General features: G+C 71.2%; 20 protein-coding genes. 3 read left to right on the top strand and 17 right to left on the bottom strand.

Annotated features, from left to right (window positions below):
• The first annotated feature begins 64 nt into the window (after positions 1-64).
• Complete coding sequence (locus SM116_RS17385; protein WP_320942220.1) at positions 65-1,111, top strand: LacI family DNA-binding transcriptional regulator; 1,047 nt, start codon at positions 65-67, stop codon at positions 1,109-1,111.
• A 7-nt stretch (positions 1,112-1,118) separates the two neighbouring features.
• Complete coding sequence (locus SM116_RS17380) at positions 1,119-2,000, top strand: alpha/beta hydrolase (protein ID WP_320944206.1); 882 nt, start codon at positions 1,119-1,121, stop codon at positions 1,998-2,000.
• Positions 2,001-2,051: 51 nt separating this feature from the next.
• Here the strand turns inward: SM116_RS17380 and SM116_RS17375 are convergent, their stop codons facing one another.
• From SM116_RS17375 to SM116_RS17305, 15 genes are all read right to left on the bottom strand, one after another.
• Positions 2,052-2,321: an HPr family phosphocarrier protein gene (locus SM116_RS17375; protein WP_320942219.1), complete on the bottom strand. Its 270-nt coding sequence runs from the start codon at positions 2,319-2,321 to the stop codon at positions 2,052-2,054.
• 38 nt (positions 2,322-2,359) lie between these two features.
• A complete protein-coding gene (locus SM116_RS17370; RefSeq protein WP_320942218.1) occupies positions 2,360-4,426 on the bottom strand; it encodes a PTS fructose transporter subunit IIABC in 2,067 nt (688 codons plus the stop codon).
• A gap of 28 nt (positions 4,427-4,454) precedes the next feature.
• Positions 4,455-5,402, bottom strand: a complete 948-nt coding sequence (locus SM116_RS17365) for a 1-phosphofructokinase family hexose kinase (RefSeq protein ID WP_320942217.1) — start codon at positions 5,400-5,402, stop codon at positions 4,455-4,457.
• A complete protein-coding gene (locus SM116_RS17360; RefSeq protein WP_320942216.1) occupies positions 5,399-6,184 on the bottom strand; it encodes a DeoR/GlpR family DNA-binding transcription regulator in 786 nt (261 codons plus the stop codon). Before SM116_RS17360 ends, SM116_RS17365 begins: the two co-directional genes overlap by 4 nt.
• A 122-nt stretch (positions 6,185-6,306) precedes the next feature.
• Positions 6,307-7,155 (bottom strand): LLM class flavin-dependent oxidoreductase, encoded by an 849-nt coding sequence (locus SM116_RS17355; protein WP_320942215.1) that lies wholly within the window; start codon positions 7,153-7,155, stop codon positions 6,307-6,309.
• A 58-nt stretch (positions 7,156-7,213) separates the two neighbouring features.
• Positions 7,214-8,647, bottom strand: coding sequence for an NAD(P)/FAD-dependent oxidoreductase (locus tag SM116_RS17350; protein WP_320942214.1), 1,434 nt, complete (start codon positions 8,645-8,647; stop codon positions 7,214-7,216).
• 25 nt (positions 8,648-8,672) lie between these two features.
• Positions 8,673-9,212: a cysteine hydrolase family protein gene (locus SM116_RS17345; protein WP_320942213.1), complete on the bottom strand. Its 540-nt coding sequence runs from the start codon at positions 9,210-9,212 to the stop codon at positions 8,673-8,675.
• Between the two features lie 43 nt (positions 9,213-9,255).
• The gene (locus tag SM116_RS17340; RefSeq protein WP_320942212.1) at positions 9,256-10,899 is read right to left on the bottom strand and encodes an amidohydrolase; all 1,644 of its coding nucleotides are present in this window, start codon (positions 10,897-10,899) and stop codon (positions 9,256-9,258) included.
• A gap of 4 nt (positions 10,900-10,903) precedes the next feature.
• A complete protein-coding gene (locus SM116_RS17335) occupies positions 10,904-11,797 on the bottom strand; it encodes an ABC transporter permease (RefSeq protein WP_320942211.1) in 894 nt (297 codons plus the stop codon).
• Positions 11,794-12,741 carry an ABC transporter permease gene (locus tag SM116_RS17330; protein ID WP_320942210.1) on the bottom strand — a complete coding sequence of 316 codons (948 nt, stop codon included), beginning with the start codon at positions 12,739-12,741 and terminating at the stop codon, positions 11,794-11,796. Before SM116_RS17330 ends, SM116_RS17335 begins: the two co-directional genes overlap by 4 nt.
• Positions 12,734-13,906, bottom strand: a complete 1,173-nt coding sequence (locus tag SM116_RS17325) for a polyamine ABC transporter substrate-binding protein (RefSeq protein WP_320942209.1) — start codon at positions 13,904-13,906, stop codon at positions 12,734-12,736. The genes SM116_RS17330 and SM116_RS17325 overlap by 8 nt, the downstream gene beginning before the upstream one ends.
• A 77-nt stretch (positions 13,907-13,983) precedes the next feature.
• Entirely contained in the window at positions 13,984-15,132 is a 1,149-nt protein-coding gene (locus tag SM116_RS17320; RefSeq protein ID WP_320942208.1) for an ABC transporter ATP-binding protein, read from the bottom strand.
• Positions 15,133-15,338: 206 nt separating this feature from the next.
• The gene (locus SM116_RS17315; RefSeq protein WP_320942207.1) at positions 15,339-16,199 is read right to left on the bottom strand and encodes a DNA-formamidopyrimidine glycosylase family protein; all 861 of its coding nucleotides are present in this window, start codon (positions 16,197-16,199) and stop codon (positions 15,339-15,341) included.
• Positions 16,192-21,012 (bottom strand): ATP-dependent helicase, encoded by a 4,821-nt coding sequence (locus SM116_RS17310; protein ID WP_320942206.1) that lies wholly within the window; start codon positions 21,010-21,012, stop codon positions 16,192-16,194. Before SM116_RS17310 ends, SM116_RS17315 begins: the two co-directional genes overlap by 8 nt.
• Positions 21,013-21,057: 45 nt before the next feature.
• Positions 21,058-21,240 (bottom strand): PspC domain-containing protein, encoded by a 183-nt coding sequence (locus SM116_RS17305; protein WP_320942205.1) that lies wholly within the window; start codon positions 21,238-21,240, stop codon positions 21,058-21,060.
• A gap of 81 nt (positions 21,241-21,321) precedes the next feature.
• Between SM116_RS17305 and SM116_RS17300 the strand changes: the two genes are divergently transcribed.
• The gene (locus tag SM116_RS17300) at positions 21,322-21,858 is read left to right on the top strand and encodes a DUF1003 domain-containing protein (RefSeq protein WP_320942204.1); all 537 of its coding nucleotides are present in this window, start codon (positions 21,322-21,324) and stop codon (positions 21,856-21,858) included.
• Here SM116_RS17300 and SM116_RS17295 read toward each other — a convergent pair.
• Both SM116_RS17295 and SM116_RS17290 read right to left on the bottom strand, forming a co-directional pair.
• Positions 21,816-23,192 (bottom strand): sensor histidine kinase, encoded by a 1,377-nt coding sequence (locus SM116_RS17295; RefSeq protein ID WP_320942203.1) that lies wholly within the window; start codon positions 23,190-23,192, stop codon positions 21,816-21,818. The genes SM116_RS17300 and SM116_RS17295 overlap by 43 nt on opposite strands.
• A complete protein-coding gene (locus SM116_RS17290) occupies positions 23,189-23,872 on the bottom strand; it encodes a response regulator transcription factor (RefSeq protein WP_320942202.1) in 684 nt (227 codons plus the stop codon). Before SM116_RS17290 ends, SM116_RS17295 begins: the two co-directional genes overlap by 4 nt.
• Positions 23,873-23,942 lie beyond the last annotated feature (70 nt).

The raw sequence follows: 23,942 nt of genomic DNA, 5'->3' as shown, positions 1-23,942 counted from the left end.
GGGTGGCCACGCTACGTACCCAAAACGATTTGGGCAAGGCGAATCCGCGGGTTATGATCCCGGCATGGCCCGGCAGCGCTCGACGATCCGCGACGTGGCCCGCCGGGCGGGTGTCTCGGTGACCACGGTGTCGCACACGTTCTCCGGCAACGGGGTCGTGAATCCGGCGACCCAGGCCCGGGTGCGCGCCGCCGCATCCGAGCTCGGCTACCACCCGGATGTCGTGGCGAGCGGGCTGCGCAAGAGCCGGCTCGGCGTGATCGGGCTCGTGCTGCGACCTGCCGTGGGGGAGCGCCCGCAGGACCTCAGTGACGTCGACTACTTCCCGCGCTTCGCGGGTGCCGCCGCGCTGACGTCGCTGGAGCACGGCTACGCCCTCATGCTCGTCGCCGATCCGACCGTGTCGGGGGCCCCCGTCACGGCCTACGCCTGTGACGGCATCGTCGTGACCGACCCCGTCGCCGACGACGTCCTCGTCGCCCGACTGCGCTCGAGCCACACTCCTTACACCCTCGTCGGGGCCGACGTGAACGACCCGGACGACCCGCACGTCATCGACATCGCCACTCCGGCGATCACGGATCGCGTGCTCGATCATCTGACGGATGCCGGCGCCACGCGTCTGGCGCTCGTGAACGGCGTCGACCCGATCGAGTGGAACGCCGCGACGGAGCAGCGCTACCGCGAGCGGATGCGCGAGGCCGGCCGCGAGGAGATCGTCCTGTACGCCCCGGAGACCGAGGGGCGCGCGGCGGGAGTCCGGGCCGCGGACGAGCTGCTCGCTCTGCCCCAGCGGCCGGACGGCGTCTACTGCCTGACGAGCGAGCACGCCCGTGGTCTCGTCGAAGGGCTGGTCGCTCGGGGAGTGCGGGTTCCCGACGACATCCGCGTCGTGTGCGGGTCGGATGCCGACAGCCTGCGCACGGCGACGCCGTCGATCTCGTCGGTCGACCTGCAGCCGGAGGCGCTCGGTCGGCAGGCGGCCGCCGCGGTGCTGCGCCAGCTCGAGCCCGACCTCGACCTCCGGGTGCCCGAGCCCGACCACGGGCGGATCATCCTCCGCGAGTCCACGGCCCCCGCTTCCCGAGAGGATCGGCCCAGGCAAGACTGAAGCCGTGATGATGGATGTCTCGTTCCCCAGCGCTGCGGCCACGATCCGCGGCCGGCTCTACGCCCACGACGAACCGCGGCCGGCGGTCGTCATGACCCACGGCTTCTCGTGCACGGCGTTCGGCATGGTCGTCGACGACTACGCCGAGGTGTTGCACGCGGCCGGCTTCGCGGTTCTGCTGTTCGACCACGAGGGATTCGGGCGCAGCGGCGGCGAGCCCGGCGTCATCAGCAGATGGCTGCAGCTGCGCGGCTACCAGCATGCGGTCGCGTTCGTCCGGTCGCACGAGGCGGTCGACGCATCGCGGATCGCCCTGTGGGGCGACAGCTTCAGCGGGGCGGTGTCGGCGGCGCTCGCGGCGATGTATCCGGCGATCGCGGCGCTGGTCGTGCAGGTGCCCGCGTGCGGGACGAGCTTCGGAGAGCCGGATCCCGACGGCTCGCAGTTCATGGCGCTGGCGGAGTTCGCGCGGAGCGTCGATCCGACGACGGCCCGCATCGGCGACCCGCATCCCGTCGTCGCACTGGATCGCGCGGACGCGGACCCGCTGCTCACCGACCCGTCGGCGGCCGCCTGGTTCGGCGAGTACGGGATGCGGCCCGGATCGACCTGGCGCAACACGGCGCGCATGGCGTCGCTGCGCGCGCCGGCGCCGTTCACGATGAGCATCCTGGCCCCGCACATCGCATGCCCGTCGCTGTGGGTCGTCGCGGACGACGACGCGATGTCGGGCGCCGAGCCCGGCGTGGCGCGGGATGGGTGCGCCGCCGCAGGCGGCGAGCTCCTGCGCATCGAGGGCGGGCACTTCGGCCTGCTCCACGAGCGGTCGGCCCTGTTCGACACGGTCGGCGGCGCCGAGGTGGAGTTCCTGCACCGCGTTCTCGCGTGAACGACGGATGCCGCGGACCCGAGGGCCCGCGGCATCCGTCGTCCGGAGCGGCTACTCGGCGTCGAGATCCGTCTCCAGCAGCACGACGAGTTCGTCGAGCGCCTGGTCGGCGCCGTCGCCCTCGGCCTTGAGCGTCACGACCGAGCCGTGCGCCGCGCCGAGTCCCATGAGGGACAGGATGCTGCCGGCGTTGAGGTCCGGGCCGCCCGCGACCGCGATCGTGACCGGGACCGCCTTCTGCTGCACGGCCTGCACGAAGAGCTTCGCCGGCCGGGCGTGCAGCCCCGAGCTGCTGGCGATGGTGGCTTGACGTTCTGGCATGGGTCAGTCTCCTTCGATCGTCATGCGGACTTCGCGCGTCATGCCGTCACGGCGACGGCTTCGAACGGCGCCTCGGCCGCTTCGAGCTCCTTGCGACCGACCCAGCGCTTCAGGGCGATGACGAGGAGCGCCGTCACGACGGTACCGGCCGCGAGCGCCACGAGGAAGCCCCAGATGGGGTTGATCGCGAAGAGCACGAAGATGCCGCCGTGCGGAGCGAGGGAGGTCACACCAAACGCCATGCTGAGCCCGCCCGTGACGGCGCCGCCTGCCATGCAGGCGGGGATCACACGAAGCGGGTCCGCCGCGGCGAACGGGATCGCGCCCTCGGAGATGAAAGCGGCTCCGAGCAGCCAGGCCGCTTTGCCGTTCTCGCGCTCCACAGGCGGGAACAGGTCGCGTGCAAGCACCGTCGACGCGAGCGCCATCGCGAGTGGGGGCACCATACCGGCGCACATGACGGCCGACATGATCAGGTACGGCGTCTGGTTCGTCTCCGAGCCGGCGGCGAGACCGGCGACCGCGAAGGCGTAAGCGACCTTGTTGATGGGGCCGCCGAGGTCGAAGCACATCATGAGGCCGAGGATCACACCCACCACGACGATGGCACCGGTGGCGGCCAGGCCGTTCAGCCAGGTGTTCAGCCACCCCATCAGGGTCGCGATCGGGCGCCCGAGGAACAGGATCAGGATTCCCGAAGCGACGATCGAGGCGATGAGCGGAATGATCACCACTGGCATCAGTCCTCGGAGCCAGCGCGGCACATTGAGTCGGGTGAACCACAGGGCGACGAATCCGGCCATCAGACCGCCGGCGATCCCGCCGATGAAGCCGGAGCTCATGAGCACCGCCACGGCACCGGCGACGAAGCCCGGTGCGATGCCCGGCCGGTCGGCGATCGCGAATGCGATGTATCCGGCGAGGGCAGGCACGAGGAAGTTCATCGACGTCGCGCCGATCATGAATGCGACAGATCCGAGGTACTGCCCGAGACCGCCCGCAGGGAGGTCCCAGAGCGCATTGTCGACGATGACCTTGCTGGCATCCGCGCTGACGTTGTACCCGCCGAGGAGGAAGCCGAGCGCGATCAGCAGACCGCCGCCGGCCACGAACGGGATCATGTAGCTGACGCCGGTGAGCAGGATCCGCTGGATCTTGGCGCCCCAGCCGACGTTGGCGTCGCTCGCCGCCGTGCTCGCGGCAGCCGCGGCACCCGTGACGCGCGTCGCGTGGGGGTCGTTGGCCGCCGCGACGGCCTCGTGGATCATCTCGTTCGGCTGCTCGATGCCGCGTTTGACATTCGATCGCACCACCGGCTTGCCGGAGAACCGCTGCTGTTCGCGCACGTCGACGTCGGTCGCGAAGATCACGGCGTCCGCACCGTCGATGACGCTCTGCGGGATCGCCTTGTAGCCGCTCGAGCCCTGGGGCTCGACGGTGAGGTCGACACCGAGCTTCTTGCCCTGCGCCGTCAGCGCGTCGGCGGCCATGAACGTGTGCGCGATACCCGTCGCGCAGGCCGTCACGGCGACGATCCGGGCGGGGCGCCCGTCCACCGTGAGGTCCTGAGCGGTGGCAGTGGTCGCGGCCGACGGTGCTGCGGCGGCCGGAGCGGCGGCTGCTGGGGGAGCGGCGGCAGCTGCGGGAGCCGGCTCGTCGGAGAGCGCCGCATCCACGATCGCGACGACGTCGGCCGGCGTCTCGGCCGCGCGCAGCCCCGCCGTGAACTCGTCGCGCATGAGGCTGCGCGCGAGCTTGGAGAGCACCGCGAGGTGCTCCTCGGCCGCGTGCTCGGGCGCTGCGATGAGGAAGACGAGGTCGGCGGGGCCGTCGAAGGCGCCGAAGTCGACGCCGGGCTTCAGACGGGCGAACACGAGCGACGCGGTCGTCACCGCGGCGCTCTTGGCGTGCGGGATGGCGATGCCGCCGGGCAGGCCGGTCTCATCCTTCTCCTCGCGCGCCCAGGCGTCGCGGAAGAGCTTGTCGGCATCCGTCGCGCGCCCCTGGGCGACGACGCGTTCCGCGAGGGACTTGATGACCGACTGCTTGTCGGATCCGAGCCCGACGTCGAGACTGACGAGTTCGGGGGTGATGGTGTTGGACACGGTGACCTCCTTTGGCCAAGGTGGGGGCTCAGCTGAGCGGGGTGGTGTGCACCTCGCCCGTGGGCAGCTGGTGCGGGGTGGGGGCTTGGGTTCCGGCGAGGGATGCTGCGGCCGCGCCGTAGAGCATCGACCGAGAAAGGCGCTCCGCCGGCGGGGCGCCCTCGATGTCGGCGAGCAGGTAGCCCGCGAGCGAGCTGTCGCCGGCCCCGACGGTGCTGACGACCTGGATCTTCGGCGGTGTCGCCGCCCATGCGCCGTCGGCCGTGACGAGTACGGCGCCGCGGGCGCCGAGGGTCACGAGCGCGGCGCCGACCGCGGAGGGCACCAGCCGGCGTGCGACGGGCAGCACCGCCTCGATGTGCTCGTCGCCGTCGGGGATGTCGACTCCGGTGAGCTCTGCGAGTTCGTCGTCGTTGGGCTTGATGAGGTCGGGGTATCCGCGCTCGACCACGGCGGCGAGGGCCGCGCCGGAGGTGTCGACGGCGATGCGAGGAGCCTTGTCTCCCCACCGCTCACGGACCGCCAGGATGACGTCGACGTAGAAGCCGTCGCTCACGCCCGGGGGCAGGGAGCCGGCGATCGCGAGCCACGCGGCTCCCTCGCACTCGTCGACCACGGCGGCGATGACCTTCCCGCACTCCTCCTCGGTCAGCTGCGTGCCGGGAAGGTTGAGCTTGGTCGTGACGCCCTCGGGATCGGTGATCGTGACGTTGGCGCGCGCGTTGCCGGCCACCAGGACGGCGCGGTTCGGCACGCGCGTCGCCCGCAGGGCGCCCACGTACGGATCGGCCTCGTCGAGCGGCAGCACGGCCATGGTAGGGACGTCGGCGGCGGCGACGACGCGGGCGACGTTGATGCCCTTACCGCCGGCATCCTCCCGGGACTCGAGGGCCGCCTGCACCTCGCCCGGACGCAGCGGCGCCTCGAGGACGATCGTGCGATCGAGCGACGGGTTGGCGGTGAGTGTGACGATCATGCGAGCGATACCTCCACATCGGCAGCGGCGAGGGCATGGGCGAGAGCGGGCTCGGGGGCGGCATCCGTCACGAGCACGTCCACCTCGTACAGCGAGGCGAATCCCGTGAGGAGGTCGCGGTCCTGCTTCGACGAGTCGGCGACGACGACCACGCGCCGGGCCGACCGGACGATCGCGCGCTTGACGGCGGCCTCGTCCGGGTCGGGTGTCGAGAGGCCGAAGTCGGCGGAGACGCCGTTCGTGCCGACGAACGAGATGTCGGGGCGCAGGCCCTCGATCGCCGCGACGGTGGATGCGCCGACCGCGGCGGCCGTGACGCCGCGCACGCGTCCGCCGATGAGGGTGAGCGACACGTCGGGGTCGCCGGCGAGCGCGGATGCGACGGTCAGCGAGTGCGTGACGACGTCGGCGCGTCCGTGGATGGCGGCGAGTCTGGCCGGAAGGAGCTCTGCCACCGCGGCGGTGGTGGTGCCCGCATCCACGTAGATCGAGCCGGAGAAGCCTTCGGGCAGGACATCGAGGGCGCGTCGCGCGATCGCCTGCTTGTCGTCGCTGCGTCGCTCGGCGCGCTCGACCAGCGTCAGCTCGGTCGTGCTCGCGCGCTCGGGGAGCACGGCGCCGCCGTGCACGCGGACGAGCGCACCCTGCCGCTCGAGGGCATCGAGATCACGACGGACGGTCTCGGTCGTGACGTCGAATCGCCCCGCCAGCTCGACCACGGCGACCCGCCCCTGCCGGGCGAGGAGCTGCTCGACGAGCTTCTGCCGCTCCGTTGCGTACATCTCGCGCTTCCTTCCTTGCGATCCCCACACAGTACAACACGAATCAAGGCAAAACAACAAGCAGTCACAAGAAACAACATTCGGATCCCTCGCATCCGCTGTCGGCGCCGCTCGCGAACGGCTCAGCCGCGGGCGCGCTCGGAGGCCACCGTCTGCCGGACCGCCGGAATCACCTCGGCGGCGTAGCGCTCCGCAGCCGCGGGATCGTCGCCCGCAGAGATGAAGGTCGAGAAGCCGTGCTCGAGCGCAAGCGCCGCGATCGCCTCGGTGCCCTCGCCGCCGGAGATGTTCAGCAGCCGGCGGACGTCTCGGGGGTCGCGCCCCGCATCCGTCGCCGCGTCGTCGACGCGCGCGTTGCCGTCGGCGAGGTCCGCGCGCTGCAGGTAGCCGAGCGACGGCAGCCAGCCGTCCGCCATGCGCCCGGTGAGGCGCAGCATGCGCGGGCGATACGCGCCGATCCAGATCGGGATGCGGTGCGCCGGCGCCGGACCGCGCTTCGCGCCGCGCACCGGGTAGAGGTCACCGCCGTGCAGCGGCTCACGCACGTCGGGGTCCCAGATCCCGTGGATGATCTCGATCGCCTCGGCCAGCGCATCCACCGACTGGCCGGGGGTCAGCCGGCGCCCGCCCATCGCCTCGATCGCGTCCCAGAATCCACCGGCGCCGAGGCCGAGGTTGAACCGGCCTCCGGAGAGGAGATCGAGGGATGCCGCGGCCCGCGCGAGCACAGCGGGCTGGCGCAACGGGAGGTTCGCCACATCCGGCGCGAGCTGGATCGTCGTCGTCGTCGCCGCGACATACGACAGCAGCGTCCACGTGTCGTGGAACCGCGGCTGATACGGATGATCCTGGAACGCGACGAGGTCGTAGCCGAGGCGCTCGCTCAGCCGCGCGAGCTCGACGGGCGCCCGCGGCGGAGAGTTCCGCGGAGTGATGAACGTGCCGAACTGCAGGTCGTGGCCGTAGTCCATGCGACGATTCTCATCCCGGGCGCCCGGTGAGAACAGGCGTCGACCAGTGCTCCGCCGATCACGAGTCGAACCCGAGGCCGAGCGCGTCGAGCGTCTTCAGCAGGAGGTTGCGCTTGCCCTGGTTGTGATCGGCGCGGTCGAGCGACCAGCGCACCACGTTGACCGCGGCCGCGGCGGCCGGCTCGGGCGGGAACGGCAGCGGACGCCTGCGCACCATCTCGAGCTCGGTGCGCTCGTTCGAGACGCCGTCGAGCAGGTCGAGCATCACCTCGCCGGCGAAGCGCGTCGAACCGACGCCGAGACCCGTGAACCCCGCGGCATATGCGACACGGCGGTCGCGCGCCGTACCGAAGAAGGCCGTGAACTGCGTGGACGAGTCGATCGCGCCGGCCCACTGGTGGCTGAACTTCAGGCCCTCGAGCTGGGGGAACGTGGTGAAGAAGTGCGCGGCCAGCTTCTCCCAGGTCTCGGGCCGGTTCTCATACTCGCTGCGGACCTTGCGACCGTAGTGGTAGATCGCGTCGTACCCGCCGAACAGGATGCGGTTGTCCTTCGAGATCCGGTAGTAGTGGAACTGGTTCGCCATGTCGCCGATGCCCTGGCGGTCGCGCCAGCCGATCGACGCGAGCTGCTCGTCCGAGAGCGGCTCGGTCATCAGCACGTAGTCGTATACCGGAACGGTCATAAGGCGGTTGCGCTTGATGAGCGACGGGAACACGTTCGTCGCGAGAACGGCTCGGGATGCGTCGACCCGCCCGGCATCCGTCACCACCGAGACGCCGGTGCGGTCGGGCGTCTCGATGCCCGTGACGGCGGAGCGCTCGTAGATCGCGACACCGAGGTCTTCCGCGACACGCGCGAGCTCCGCTGCCAGCCGCGCCGGGTGGACCATGCCGCACGTGTTCTTCTCCCACACGGCGGCGAGGTAGGTCGGCGACGCGACGGATGCCCGGGCCTCAGCCTCGTCCAGGTAGACGACGCCCTCTTCGCCCTCGGCGGCCCACTCCTTGAGCCACTCGACCTGATGCGCCTCGACGGCCGGGGCCAGCTGTCCCGTGCGCTCGAAGTGGAAGTCCATGCCGTACTCGGCCTCGGCCGCCTCGATCGCGTCGAGGTTCTCGAGCCCGAGCCGGTCGATGAGCGGCATCTCCTTCGGCCAGCGGGCCATACCGTTCTCGTGGCCGTGCGTGAGGCTCGCCTCGCAGAAGCCGCCGTTGCGGCCGGAGGCGGCCCACCCGACGCGCTGCGCCTCGACCACGACGATGCGCGCGTCGGGGGCGCGCTTCTGGGCGAGGAGCGCCGTCCACAGGCCGGTGTAGCCGCCGCCCACGATCACGAGATCGGCGCGATGCCGACCCGTCAGCGGCGCCCGATCGGGCAGCAGCTCGGCGGGAAGGTCGTCGCGCCAGAACACCGCGTGGGCGGTGCCGTCCAGTGAGTTCGCGATGACGGATGCGGCAGGTCGGCGTCGTTCGAAGACGGTGGTGCCCACGGGGAATCAGCTCCGATGCCGTCGTTCAGACGATGTCGTCGACCGACGCGACGTGTGCGTAGCTGTCGGCGAGTGCGGCCATGAACGCCGCGTGCACCTGGGCTCCCGGCACGACCGTGTCGCCGAAGGCGAGGTCGGGAGCCGCGCAGGCGTCATGGGCGACCGTCACGGTGTAGCCGAGGTCGGCGGCCGCCCGGACCGTGGCGTCCACGCACATGGAGGACATCATGCCCACGATGACGAGCTCGTCGGGCGCGGCCGCGCGCAGGCGGTCGCCGAGGTCGGTCTCGCGGAACGCGTTGGGGAACGCCTTCACCACGAGCGGCTCGCCGTGCCGTGGGGCCACGCGCGGATCGATCTCCACGCCCGGGGTCCCCGGCGCGAAGAATGCAGCATCCGGCGCTTCCCACACGTGCATGACGTGCACGACGGGCGAGCCCTCCGCGCGGAAGGCGGAGAGCAGGCGGGATGCGGCGTCGGCCGCCGCATCCGGTTCCACGAGCGGGTTGCGCCCGCCGGGGAAGTAGTCGCGCTGGATGTCGACGATGAGCAGGAGTCGGGACACGATTCAGCCTCGGTTTCGGAGTGGGACGCGGGCGGGAGACGCGTCAGCCGGCATAGACGCGCTCACCCTCGACGAACGTCTGGAGCACCGCGGTCGACGCGATCTCTTCGGGTGGCCCGGCGAAGGGGTCGCGGTCGAGCACGACGAGGTCGGCGAACTTGCCCGCCTCGATTGTTCCCGTGACGTCGTCGAGGTGATTCACCCACGCCGAGCCCGCCGTGTAGGCCGTCAGCGAGGTCGTGAGGTCGATCGCCTGCTCGGGCAGGAATGAGTCGTACTCGGCATCGGCGTACTCCGGCGCGGCCTTGCGGTTGACGGCGGTGTGGATCGCGGCGAGCGGATTGGGCGATGAGACCGACCAGTCGCTGCCTGCCGCGAGCACGGCACCGGAGCGCTGCAGGGCGCCGAAGGGGTACTGCCACGCATCGCGGGGGGAGCCGAGGAACGGCAGCGTCAGATCCACCATCTGCGGCTCGAGCGCGGCCCACAGCGATTGCATGTTGGCGGCGACTCCCAGCGTGCGGAACCGGTGGATGTCGTCGGGGTGCACCACCTGCAGGTGCGCGATGTGGTGGCGGTTGTCGTTGCGCCCGTTGCGCGCGATCGCGTGCTCGACGGCGTCCAGGCACTGCCGCACCGCCCGGTCGCCGATGGCGTGGAAGTGCACCTGGAATCCGAGGGCGTCCAGTCGCGGAACGGCCTCGTTCAGGATCTCGGGATCGACGAACGAGATTCCTGAGTTGTCGGTCGGGTGCCCGTGGCCGTCGCAGTAGGGCTCGAGCATCGAGGCCGTGAAGTTCTCCGCGACGCCGTCCTGCATGACCTTGATCGAGGTGGCGACGAACCGACCGCCGCGGTAGCGCTCGCGGCGCTCGACGAGCGACGGGATCTGCTCGAGCCCGGCCGAGCGGTCCCACCAGATCGCGCCGACCACCCGGGCCGTGAGCCGCCCGGATGCCGCGGCCGCCAGATACGCGGGACCGGGGTCGCCGGCATCCCCGTACGATCCGACGATGGCGTCCTGCCACGCGGTGATCCCGTACGAGTGCAGGTAGCGCTGACCCTCGAGGAGGGCGTCGACCAGCCGCGACGGCGGCTCCACGGGGAGAAGGCGGTTGACGAGGGTCATCGCGCCCTCGTGGAGGGTGCCGGTCGGGGTGCCGTCGGCATCCCGCTCGATGCGTCCGTCCGCCGGGTCCGGGGTGTCCCGGTCGATGCCGGCGCGGCGCAGCGCAGCCGAGTTCACCCACGCGCCGTGCCCGTCGCGGTTGGGCAGGAATGCCGGGCGGTCCGCGACGACCCTGTCGAGGGCCTGCGCGGTGGGCGTCCCGCCCGGGAAGGCCGACATCGACCAGCCGCCGCCGAGCAGCCACTCGTCGTCCGGGTGGGATGCCGAGTAGTCCGCGATCGCGTCGAGGTACTCCGCCTGCGTCTCGAACGGCGCGAGGTTGCACCGCAGCATGTCCAGCCCGCCCCAGACGGGATGGACATGCGCGTCCTGGAAGCCGGGGATGAGCAGGCGCCCGGCCAGATCGACGACCTCGGTCGAGGGACCGATCAGGTCGCCGAGGTCGTGCCCGACGGCCACGATGCGCCCGCCCGATACGGCGACGGCAGAGGCGCGCGAGCGCACGGTGTCGGCGGTGAAGACGGGGCCGCCGGTGAAGACGAGATCCGCGTAGGGCATCCGATCAGCCTCCTGCCATGGTGCGGGCGATGTCCGCGGCCGAGTCCCCGGCGCGCTTGAGGACGAGAGCGACGGCGCCGAGCGCGAGCAGCGTCAGCACGAGCATGATCGTCGACACCGCCGCGATCTCCGGGCGCAGACCGGAGCGCAGCGCGCTGAGCACGTAGACCGGCCACGGCGTCGTGCCCGACACCGAGACGAAGGCGGCGATGACCGTGTTGTCGAGGCTCAGCGTGAACGACAGCAGGAAGCCGGCGAGCACGGCCGGCATCGCGAGGGGCAGCGTGATGCGGAAGAACGTGCGCAGCGGCGGCGCGTACAGGTCGGCGGATGCCTCCTCCAGCTGCGCGTCCAGGCCGACGAGCCGGGCACGGACGAGGTACGACACGACCGCGATCGAGAACAGCGAATGGCCGATGACGAGGCGTACGATGCCGTCGTTGAAGATCGAGATGCCCCAGTCCTGACCGAGGGTCACGAGCCACGGCAGGAGGGACACGGCATCCACGATCTCGGGCGTCACCGAGACGAGCAGCAGCAGCACCAGGAACCACCACACCCACCTGCCGGGGTGGCGGGCCATCGCGATGCCGGCGAGCGTACCGAGGATGGATGCGACGAGCGCCGCGATGATGCCGGTCTGCACCGAGACGACCACCGCGTCGCGGATGACCTCCTTGGTGAACAGCGCGGCGAACGAGTCGAAGCCGAACTGCGTGAACGAGGCCAGCAGCCGCCCCGTGTTGAACGAGTTGACGATGATGACGGCGATCGGTGCGAAGAGGAACGCGAAGACGATCACGCCCCAGACGGTGAAGCCGACGTCGCTCCAGGAGCGCTTCGAGCGGACGCGGGCGGCCGACTTCTGCGTCGCCATGGCGCGGGTCTCGGTGGTCATGCCGGAACCTCCTGAGGCTGCTGCTCGGCAGTGCGGGTGACCGGAACGGGTGCGGCCCCACCGTCCTCGGGTGGCAGCGTGACGCGGTAGTGCGCGCGGACGGGCAGGCGCACGAGCCACACGATCGCGATGCCGACGGCGACCGTCAGCATCACGATGAGGATGAGCATGACGGCCATCGCCGAGCCCAGGGCCCAGTTCTGCGCGGTCTGGAACTGGCTCGCGACCAGCTGCCCGATCATGTTGCCCTTCGCGCCGCCGAGGACGGTCGCGGTGATGTAGTCGCCCATGAGGGGGATGAAGACGAGCATGACGCCGGCGAGCACGCCCGGGCTCGCGAGGGGCAGCGTGATCCGCAGGAACGTCGTCCAGCGGCCCGCGCCGAGATCCTTCGACGCTTCGCGCAGCGATCCGTGCACGCGGTCGAACGCGACGAACAGCGGCAGGATCATGAGCGGCAGATAGTTGTAGACGACGCCCAGCAGCACGGCGGGCCGCGTGTACAGGATGTCGAGCGGGCCGAGGCCCACCCACTTCAGGACGGTCGAGATCCACCCGTCCGGCGACAGGATGACCTGCCAGCCGATCGTGCGGACGAGGAAGTTCGTCCAGAAGGGCACCATCACGAGGGCGACCAGCAGGCCGCGCCTGGACGGCGCGGCCTTCGTCGCCATCCAGTACGCGACCGGCGCCCCGATGATGAAGCACAGCGCGGTGCCGGCCAGACCGATCCAGAGCGTGTTCTGGAAGGTCGCGAAGAACGTCGGCGTGAGCACCTCGGCGTATCTGTCCAGCGACATCTTGTCGTTGGCGTGGGTGCCGAACAGGCCCGGCTTGTAGCCGAAGCTGTAGTAGACGATCAGCCCCACGGGCACCACGAAGAAGAAGAGGAGCCAGATCCACGCCGGGACGGCGAGGAGCGCTCCGAAGCTCCTCTTACGCACCAGCGGCGGCCTTCATCTTGTTGTAGATGTCGACGATGCGCGCCTGTGCCTCGGTCACCTGGCCGGTGTGCATCGTGGCGAGCTGCTCGGGGGTGAAGAAGACCATGTCGAGCTTCTCCATCTTGGCCTTCTCGGCCTCGGCCTGGATGTCCTTCGCGCCGGTGTGGTAGCCGATGTAGTCGACCTCCTTGAGCGCGTTCTCGGGGGTCAGGACGTAGTTGATGAACGCGTGGGCGGCCTCGGGATGCGGTGCCCCTGCCGCGATGGCCCAGTTGTCCATCCACAGCTCGGTGTTGGGGGCGCCGAGCACCCACTGCCACTTGTCGGGCTCCTTGCTGGTCATCATCCCCTGGCGGGCGTCGCCGTTCCACACGTGGATGAGGGCCTGCGACGACTGCGGGATCGCGTCGCTGCCGGGGTAGGAGTTGAACGCGGAGACGTGCTTGGCGAGCTTGGTGACGAGGAACTCCTCCGCCGCGTCGAGCTGCTTCTTGTCGGTCGTGTTCCAGTCGATGCCGTTGGCCCAGAAGTACACGCCCGTGAGCTCGGCCGGGTCGTCGAGCATCGAGGTCTTGCCGCTCGCCTCGTTCTGCGCGGCATCCAGGAAGTCGTTCCAGGTCTTGAGCTCGCGGGTGATGACGGACTTGTCGTACACGAAGCCGGTGGTGCCCCACGCCTTGCAGACCGAGTACTCGTTGTCCGGGTCCCACTGGCGGCCGAGGAACGCCGTGTCCATGTACGTGATGTTCGGGATGAGGTCCTTGTTGAACTTCTCGAGCAGCTTGTTCTGCACCATCTGGGGGATGAACACGCCCGTCGGCACGACGATGTCGTAGCCTGACGTGCCCTTGGCGGCGACGAGCTTCGCGATCATCTCCTCGTTCGACCCGAACGAGCTCATCTTGATTGTCGGGCCGAGCTTGCTCGTGTACGCCTTGAGCACCTCGGGCGCGTCGTAGTCGCCCCAGCTGTACATCGACAGCTGGCTCTCGAGCTTGCCGCCGGTGGCCTGCGGAGCGGCCTTCGAGCCGGCGGGCGAGCACGCGGCGAGGACCGCCGCAAGCCCGGCGGCCGTCGAGGCGGCGAGGAAGCCGCGGCGGGTGAGCTCGTTGTCGATGATGCGGGCAGCGCTGCGGTGCGCGAGGATGCGGACTTCTTCGGTCATCGGGGCCTCCGGGTGGTGCGGACGGATGGGGTTTGCTGTGTGTTGCGGGTCGGGCCCCGCGGGTGTTGCGTCTCGGATCAGTCGGTGGGCGGAGCGACGTAGCCCGCGGCGTCCTGGTCGCCGGGGTAGAGCAGCACGTGCTCCGGGCTCCATGAGCAGACGACGGCGCTGCCGGTGACGAGGTCGGGCGCCTCGGGCGTCGGGCGACGGCTGATGATGCTCTGGTCCTCGCCGATCCGGACGAGGTACTGCATCGTCTCGCCGAGGTGCGCGACGCCGATGACGGTGCCGGCGACAGAGTTCACGTCCGAGGCCGGCGCACTGCCGCTCTGGATGCGCACGAACTCGGGGCGCACGGCCGCCTGGCCGTTCGCGGCGTTCGCGAGGGCGGGGGATGCTCCGCGCACGAGCCCGTGCGGGCTCCGCACCGCCGCACCGCCCTCGACCACGGGGCCGCGGAAGAAGTTCTGCTGACCGACGAACGCCGCGACGTAGGCGGAGGCCGGGCGCGCGTACACGGTGTCGGCATCCCCGATCTGCTCGATGCGCCCGTCGCGCATGATCGCGATGCGGTCGCTCATCGAGAGCGCCTCGCCCTGGTCGTGCGTGACGAAGACGAACGTGATGCCGAGGCGCGACTGGAGGAGCTTCAGCTCGAGCTGCATCTCCTCGCGCAGCTGGCGGTCGAGGGCGCCGAGCGGCTCGTCGAGGAGGAGGACGGCGGGGCGGTTCACGAGCGCGCGGGCGAGCGCGATGCGCTGCTGCTGTCCCCCGGAGAGCTGCGTGGACTTGCGATCGGCGAAGCGCCGCATCTGCACCATGTCGAGCGCCTGGGCGACCCGCTCGCGGATCTCGGCCTTCGGGGTGCGGCGCTGCTGGAGGCCGTAGGCGACGTTCTCGGCGACGGACATGTGCGGGAACAGCGCATACGCCTGGAAGACGGTGTTGACGTTGCGGCGGAACGGCGGGACGCCGAGGACGGATGCGCCGGACACCCGGATGTCGCCGCTGTCGGGCTGTTCGAAACCCGCGATCATGCGCAGCGTCGTGGTCTTGCCGCAGCCCGACGGGCCGAGCAGGGAGATGAACTCGCCGGGTTCGATGGCGAGGGACACGCCGTTCACCGCGTACTGATCGCCGTACGTCTTGGTGACCTCTTCGATCACGACCGAGCCGGGCGCCTCCGCGCTCGTCTGCGGGGCGGTCAAGGGATCTGCGATTGTCACGTGGTGCACCTCCGTCGCAGCACCGGCGCCGCGTTCCTGAGATTCAATACGGGCGGATGCATGGCTGCAACGCGAATCATTCGGAACCGGACGAAATCACCCCGTCCATAGCCAGGCCGCACAGACTGTCCGGCCCGGCCGTAATATCCGCGAAATCTGCGAAATCATGCGGTGATGTGCGGGCCCTGCGCGCCATGACGGCAGGCTCAGGACGATCTGTGCGAGCGAATCGTTGTGTTCTCGTGACTTTGCGCGGAGGCTGGAGCATCGTTCTCCGCGGTGCGCGCAGAGTGCTCCGGCTGACAGTTCGGGCACCAGAAGACGTTGCGCTCGCGGGTCGGATCGGCGCCGAGCATCATCGACCGGATCGGCGTGCCGCAGCGCAGGCATGCGCGCCTCTCCCGGCCGTAGACCCAGTCGGTGCGGCCGCTGCGCGTGTCGCCGGTGAACGTCCGGTTGACACGCTCGCGATTGGCGCGGATCGTGCGGGCGCCGAGGGCGACGAGGGCGGGTGCATCCGTCTCGTTCGCCGGCGTGAGCGGATGGATGCCGCGCAGGAACAGCAGCTCGCTCGCATACTCGTTGCCGAAGCCGGCGATGTTGCGCTGGTCCTGGAGGGCGACGTGGATCGGGCGGGTGTCGGCGGCCAGGCGAGCCGCCGCCGTTTCGGGATCCCAGTCCTCGGAGAGCGGGTCGGGACCGAGATAGCCGACGACCTTCGGCTCGTCGGCGGTGCGGATCAGCTCCACGACGCCCAAGTCGAAGCCGACCGCCTCGCTGCGCTCGGTGCCGACGATGGCGCGGGCGCGGAAGCCGGGACGGCGCCATCTCTCGCCGGGCCGGTACACGTGCCACTCGCCCTCCATCTTGAGGTGGGTGTGCAGCGTGTAATCGCCGATGCGGTGGAGCAGGTGCTTGCCGCGGGCGACGACCTCGTGCACCGTCTCACCCCGCAGGTCCGCCGTCGCGGCACGCGGCACGCGAAGGTCGAACCGTGTGACGATGGCGCCGTGGAGCGCCTCGTCAAGGCGGTGCGCCGCCTGCCAGACGGTGTCGCCCTCAGGCATGAACGCTCCGGCTGCGGAGGGTGAGGCCCTTCGGCGACTCGACGAAGCCCGCCGCGCGCAGCGCGCGGCCGACTTCGGTCGCGTAGACGAAGACGCCATTGACCTGCTCGATCGTGAGCGTCTCGAGGCGGCGCTCGCGGGCCGTCTCGGCGAGGCTCCGGGCGCTCGCTTCGAGGAGGGACTCGTCGTCCGTGAAGGCGAGCGCGGTCTTGCCTCCGCGTTCGAGGTAGAGCACGAGCGCCCCGTCGACCATGACGACGAGTCCGCCGGCCTTTCGGCCAGGACGGTGCCCGACACCGTCGAGTGCGGGCCAGGGCAGGGCGGCGCCATACGGATTGGCGGGGTCGGTCGCGGCGAGGGTGAGTCCGCGCAGCGGCGGGGGATCCGGCAGGTTGGCGAACTCGCGGAGGCGGTCGACGGTGGCGGATGCGGCGAACTGCGACGCCCCGAGCTTCTCGATGACGTAACCGCGGCGGCAGTGCCCGGCCTCCTCGAACCCGGCGAGCACGCGGTAGGTCTGGGCGAAGCCGCCCGGCACGCCCTCGGTCTGCACCGATCCGCGGGTGACGACGCCGTAGCGGTCGAGCAGCATGCTCGCGGTCGCCGTGGCGCGCACGGCCGGATCGGCCTCCGGCTGCGGCAGAGCCGACCAGCGTCCGGCGAGCACGGGTGCGCGCGGAGCGGGAGTCGCGGTCGGGCGCAGCTCCACTCCCCGGTACAGGCGCGCACGCGGCGCGCGGCGCTTGGCGCGGTGCGCCTGCGAGCCGCCGCCCAGGAACGCCCGCACGGGCGCGAACGTGTCGTTGGTGATGCGCCCGGCCCATGTCAGCGCCCACAGCGCCTCGATCACCGATTGCTCCGCGTCGGCGTCCGGTGCGCCCACGAGCTGCTCGAGCTGGTTCGCGAAGTAGGCGCCGCCGCTCGTCAAGACCTCCAGGATGCGCTGCTCCTGCGGCAGGAGGTCTGGCTCTTCGGGCTCTCGCCCGAGCGTCAGGGGCGCGGTATCCGTCGCGTGCAGCGCCACCCATCCGTCGCGGCCGGGCAGTGCGCCGTGCCCCGACCACAGCACCTCGCCGGTCGCGGTCAGCTCGTCGAGCATCGCGGGCGCGTAGTCGGACACGCGCATCGGGAGGATGAGGGTCTCCCACGCGCTCGCCGGAATCGGCACGCCGGCCAGCTGCTCGATGACGGCCAGCACCCCATCGACCCCCTCGAGCGGCCGGTCGATGTGCTGCCAGGCGGAGAGGAACCGGGCGAAGGCCGTGGGCGGCACGGGCTCGACGCTCCCGCGGATCGCTGCGAGCGACCGCATCCGCAGACGTCGGAGGACCTCCGAGTCGCACCACTCGAGGTCGTCCACTCCGATGCCGCCGGTGATCCCCGAGCCCGCCGTACCGCCGGTCCCCGAGCCCGCCCCCGCGCCGGTCCCCGAGCCTGCGCCCGCGCCGGTCCCCGAGCCCGCGCCCGCGCCGGTCCCCGAGCTTGTCGAGGGGTCGGGCAGGAAGTAACCGCTCGCGACGCGGCCCTGGGACTCGAGGCGCTGCAGTGTCTGGCGCGCGATCGCGGCGCCGACGCCGAATCGCTGGGCGACGGCATCCGCCCGGAACGGCGCATGCGTGCGCGCGAAACGGGCGACGAGGTCGCCGAGCGGGTCGGCGAGCGGCTCGAGAAACGCGGTCGGGATGCCGACGGGCAGCGCCGTGCCCAGCGCATCGCGGAGGCGCCCGGCATCCTCGATCGCGGCATAGCGCGTCGCGGCGCCAACGGTGACCCGGATCGCCCGCCGCGCGGTGACGAGCGCTTCGAGATGCCCGGATGCCTCCGACAGGGTGGCGAGACCCTGCGACCCCTCGACGAGCTCGGGGACCGGTTCGACGCGCGCGGGGACAGCCGCGGGCTCGAGGCGGTCGGCGACCTCGACCGCGTCGAGCGGCCCGAGCACGCGGAGCAGATCGGCCACGCCCTCCCGTCCTCGCGCGCGGCGCCCCGGCTCGAGTCGCTGCGCTTCACGCTCGAACTGCGCGATCACGTCCGGATCGAGGAGCTCGCGCATCTCGACCTTGCCGAGCAGCTCGCTCAGCAGCGCGGGATCGACCGAGAGCGCGGCTGCGCGGCGTTCGGCGAGCGGCGAGTCGCCCTCGTACATGAATGCGCCGACGTAGCCGAACAGCAGGTCGCGTGCGAACGGGGACGGCTGGTTCGTGGTCGTCTCGACGAGACGGATGCGCCGCTCGGCGATGGCGCGGGTGATCCGCAGGAGCGCGGGCAGGTCGTAGACGTCCTGCAGCACCTCGCGAAGGGTCTCCAGGATGATCGGGAACGTGGGGTGCTCGCGGGCGACCTCCAGCAGCTGGGCGGACCGCTGGCGCTGCTGCCACAGCGGACTGCGCTTGCCGGGGTTCCGGCGCGGCATGAGCAGCGCCCGCGCCGCGCACTCCCGGAACCGCGAGGCGAACAGCGCCGAGCCGCCGACCTCGTCGATGACGATCCGGTCGAGCTCCTCGGCGTCGAAGACGAAGAGCTCGGCGCCGGGCGGCTCGGACTCGGCATCCGGAATCCGCGCGATGATGCCGTCGTCGCTCGCCACAGCGGATCCCTCGACGCCGAGGCGCTCGCGGATGCGGGCGTTGACCGCGAGCGCCCAGGGCGCGTGCACCGGCATCCCGTACGGGGAATGCAGGATGACGCGCCAGTCGCCGACCTCGTCGCGGCTGCGCTCCACGGTCAGCGTCTTGTCTGTCGGCAGGCTGCCCGTCGCCTCGCGCTGCTCGTCGAGGTACGCGAGGAGGTTCGCCGCGGCCCGCTCGTCGAGCCCCGCGTCGGCCAGGCGAGCCTCGGCCTTCTGTCGCGGGCCCGTCGTGAGCTCCCGCGAGAACCGGCCGAGGGCCTCGCCCAGCTCGGCGGGACGGCCGAGTCCGTCGCCGTGCCAGAACGGCACCTTGCCGGGCTGGCCGAAGGCCGGCACGACGTTCACGCGGTCGTGCGTGATCTCGACGATCCGCCAGCTCGTCGTGCCGAGGGTGAAGACGTCGTTGACGCGCGACTCGTAGACCATCTCTTCGTCGAGCTCGCCGACGCGCGCATTCTGCGACTCCCCGGCCACGAACACGCCGAACAGACCGCGGTCGGGGATCGTCCCGCCGCTCGTGACGGCGATGTGCTGCGCGCCGGGACGGCCGGTGAGCGTGCCCCGGTCGCGATCCCAGATCACCCGCGGGCGCAGCTCGGCGAACCGGTCGGAGGGGTAGCGGCCCGCGAGCAGGTCGAGGGTCGCCTCGAACGCCGAGCGGGGGAGCGTCCGGAACGGAGCGCTGCGCTTGACGGTCTCGTACCAGTCCTCGACCTCGATCGAGCCGCGGGCGGCGGCTGCGACCGTCTGCTGCGCGAGGATGTCGAGCGGGTTCTGCGGCACCGCGATCGCCTCGATCTGGCCGGCGAGCATCCGCTCGGTGACGATCGCGGTGTGCAGCACGTCGCCGCGGTGCTTCGGGAAGAGCGCGGCCCGGCTGATCTCGCCGACCTGGTGCCCCGCGCGGCCGACACGTTGGAGACCGGATGCGGCGGACGGCGGCGCCTCGACCTGGATCACCAGGTCCACGGCACCCATGTCGATGCCGAGCTCGAGGCTGCTGGTCGCGACGACGCAGCGCAGGGCGCCGGATTTCAGCTCCTCTTCGACCTCGGCGCGCTGCTCCTTCGACACCGAGCCGTGGTGCGCCTTCGCGAGGACCGGATCGGCTCCCGCCGTCGCTCCGGCCTGGGCCATGATCGCGGCCGGCACCCTACCGGGTCCCTGAGCCTGTCGAAGGGCCGGCAGCTCGAGCCCGAGGCGCTCGCTGTAGATCTCGTTGAGCCGGCCCGTGAGCCGCTCCGCGAGCCGCCGGGAGTTGGAGAAGACGATCGTCGAGTTGTTCTCGAGGATGAGGTCGACGATCGCCTCCTCGACGTGCGGCCAGAGCGACCCGGTCATCTCGGTGCTGCCGGCCGGTTCGTCGAGGGCAGTGGCGGATGCCGGAATCCTGCCGACGCTTCCTCCAGGATTCAGCATGTCGTCGACCGGCACGACCACGCGCAGATCGAACGTCTTGGATGCTTTGGGGGCGACGATCTCGACCGGCTGCGCTCCGCCGAGGAAGCGCGCGACCTCATCGATCGGACGCACCGTCGCCGACAGCCCGATGCGCTGCGCCGGCCGGTACTCCGGTCCCTGAGCCCGTCGAAGGGCGTCCAGCCGTTCGAGCGAGACCGCGAGGTGTGCGCCGCGCTTGGTCGCTGCGACCGCGTGCACCTCGTCGACGATGACGGTGTCGACGCCACGGAGCGTCTCGGCGGCCTGACTCGTCAGCATGAGGTAGAGCGACTCGGGGGTCGTGATGAGGATGTCGGGCGGCGCCGACAGCAGCTTGCGCCGGTCGGCGGAGGTCGTGTCGCCCGAGCGCACGCCGACCCGGACGTCGGGGAACGGCATCCCGAGCCGCGTCGCCGCCTGCCCGATGCCGACCAGGGGGGAGCGGAGGTTCCGTTCGACGTCGACGCCCAGCGCCTTCAGCGGGGAGATGTACAGGATGCGGGTGCGCCTGCTCTCATCGACCTTCTCCTCGCCCGACGACTCGGAGCGCTCGTGGAACACCCGGTCGATCGCCCAGAGGAAGGCCGAGAGCGTCTTGCCCGAACCGGTGGGCGCGACCACGAGGGCGTGCTTGCCCGACGAGATCGCCTCCCATGCCCCGCGCTGCGCGTCGGTGGGCGCGGCGAAGGCGCCGCGGAACCAGTCTCGCGTGGCCGCGCCGAAGCGATCGAGCACGTCGCCCATCCCACCATCCTTACCCGGACCCCCGACATCGGGTCCGGGCGAGCCTCATCTCTCGGCGGGCATGAGGATCCAGAGCCAGAGGTAGATCCAGAACGACAGGCCGAAGAACAGCAGCCCGAGGACGGTGAGGATGCGCACCGGCTGCGGGTCGACGTCGAACCGGCGTGCGATGCCCAGGCACACACCGGCGATCAACCGTCCGCTGCGCGGTCTCACGAGGGTGCTCATGGCGACATCCTCTCGCGCGGGCGGGCCCGCCGGAAGTACCCTCCCACCGTGGCAGGACGCGCCTGCCGGGCGGAGGACGACATGAGCACCACCACGGCACCCCCTGCGAAGCCGGCGACCAAGGCTCCGCGCGGTCCGTACCTGCGGCCGTCGCGCCTTCTGAAGAATGTCGATCCCGCGCGGCTGCACCCCGCCGTGCTGGCCCAGGCCGAGCGACGCGCAGCGAGCGTCCAGCTGCGTATCGCCGACGGGATCACCGCCTTCGCGGGCTCGATGGCGTTCGTCTATCTCCACATCGTGGTGTTCGCGGTCTGGATGCTGTGGATCGAGAGGAGCCCGTGGCCGACGCTGACGCTCATCGTGTCGCTCGAGGCGATCTTCCTGTCGACGTTCGTGATGATCGGGCAGAATCGGCAGGCCGCGTTCCAGCAGGCGAAGGCCGACCGCGACTACACCGACCAGGAGACTCTCCTCGTCGAGAACACCGAGCTGACCCGGACGATCCGCGACCTGTCCGAGCAGATCCGCGACCTCACGACGCAGATCCACGCGCACGTCGTCGCGCCGCCCGCGGATCAGGGAAAGGATGCCACGGGGCCCGCGGGCCGCGCATCCTGATGTCCTGACGAGGGGAATGTCACGCGGAACGACGCCCCGCCCTCCGGGGCGCTCCCGGCCGTGAGCGCCGCCCCGAGGCGCGCGGCCAGGCGCGCGGCGATGGACAGTCCGAGGCCGGTGCCCACCGGGCGCGCATCGCGGTAGCGTCCGTGGATCACGCCGCGGTCGAACACGTGCGCCAGGTCGTCGGCATCCAGGCCCGGGCCGTCGTCGCGGACCTCGATGCTGCGCGCGTCCGGCTGCGCGACGATCACGTGCCCGCCTGGCGGCACAGCGCGCAGCGCGTTCTCGATGAGCCCGTCGAGCAGCTGCCTGGCGCGCATCGGGTCGGTGCGCAGGGGCTCCGGCCGCACCGGCCCGGTCACGAGCTCGACCTGCAGCGCTCTCGCGCGACCCGACCACGCGCGCGCGGCATCCGCCACGAGAACGCCCGCGTCCACGTCGGAGAACGACAGGGTGAAGTCGTCGGCATCCAGCCGGGCGAGTTCGAGGAGGTCGCTGACGAACCTGTCCAGCCGCACCGTCTCGGCGACGAGCGTCGTTCCCACCTCGGCGGCTTCGTCGGGGGAGATGAGTCCGTCCGCCAGCGCCTCGGCGTACCCGCGCACCGCCGTCAGGGGGGTGCGCAGCTCGTGCGAGACGGAGAGGAGGAACTCCCGTTGCCGGTCTTCGCTGACGGCGAGGGCGCGGTCGAGAGTGGTCAGCGCCGACGCGATGTCGTCGACCTCGGCGACGGACTGCTGGGGGACCTCCAGGCCGCGCTCGCCCGCGGCGATCCGTCGCGCGAGGGCGGCCGTCGCCTTCAGCGGCCGCACGGTGGCCCGAGCGAGGAGCGCGCCGGCGCCGATCGCGATCACGAGGCCGATGAGAAGCGCCGCGAGCACCGAGAGCACGATCGCCTGGCTCGTGCGCTGCACGTCGTCGACGCGCTGGGCGGCGATGAGCGCCCCGCCGCCGTCGAGTGTCCGCGCCACGAGCACGAAGGTCCGCCCGCCGACGTCGACGGTGGTCGAGACGTCCGACCGCTTGTCGATGGCGGTGCGCACCCGGGGAGTGACCAGCGCGGCGGCAGAGCCGCGGGCCGTGCCGTCCGCCGAGACGACCGCGAGCCGCGCGCCCCCGTGGCCGCTGGCCGCCACCGCCCGGTCCCGCACCCCCGGGGTGGCGGCCGCGAGCGTCAGCGCCTGCGTCGTGAGCTGGCGGCGCACCTGCAGGTCGACCGCGAGCGATACCAGCGGCAGGGATGCGGCGGCCGTCACGAGCACCGCGACCACGGCCACGAGGGTCGTCGCCAGCATCGTGCGACCGCCGAGCGTGCGCAGCCACCGCCTCACCGGGAGTCGCCCATCCCGTAGCCGACGCCGCGGACGGTGCGGATCGCATCCATCCGTCCGAGCTTGGCGCGCACCTGCGCGACGTGCACGTCGACCGTCCGCGTGCCCGCGTAGGCGGCCGTGCCCCAGACCGCCGAGAGCAGGTGCTCGCGCGAGAACACCCGGGCGGGCTCCCGCATGAGGTGTGCGAGCAGGGCGAACTCGGTGGCGGTGAGGTCGACGGGTGCTCCCGCGACCTCGACGGTGTGCCGCTGCTCGTCGAGCGCGACGTCGCCGACGCGCAGGGGCGGCGCATCGCTGCGGCGCTCAGTGCGCCGCAGCACGCCGCCGACGCGGGCGACGAGCTCCCGCGGCGAGAAGGGCTTCGTGAGGTAGTCGTCGCCGCCGAGCTCGATGCCGAGGATGCGGTCGACCTCGTCGTCGCGGGCGGTCACGAAGACGATCGGGGTCCAGTCGCCCTCCGAGCGGAGCATGCGGCACAGCGTGAGGCCGTCCATGCCCGGGATGCCGATGTCGAGCACGATCGCGACGGGTCGGAGCTCCCGGATGCGGCGGAGCGCCGCGGTCCCCTCGCGCTCGACGTGCACGCCGTACCCCGCGTCGGCGAAGTACCGGCGCTGGACGTCGGCGATCGCCGGCTCGTCCTCGACGAGCATGACGAGGCCGCGCCGCGCATCCACGATCACATTCCACCAGCGCGCGGTTCAGGACGGGATGTGAACTCCGGATGCTTTACACATCTCGAACACG

The sequence above is a fragment of the Microbacterium rhizosphaerae genome (assembly GCF_034120055.1).
Classification (GTDB): domain Bacteria; phylum Actinomycetota; class Actinomycetes; order Actinomycetales; family Microbacteriaceae; genus Microbacterium; species Microbacterium rhizosphaerae.
The sequence above is the reverse complement of the archived record's forward strand: the minus strand, read 5'-3'. Positions and strand labels throughout refer to the sequence as shown.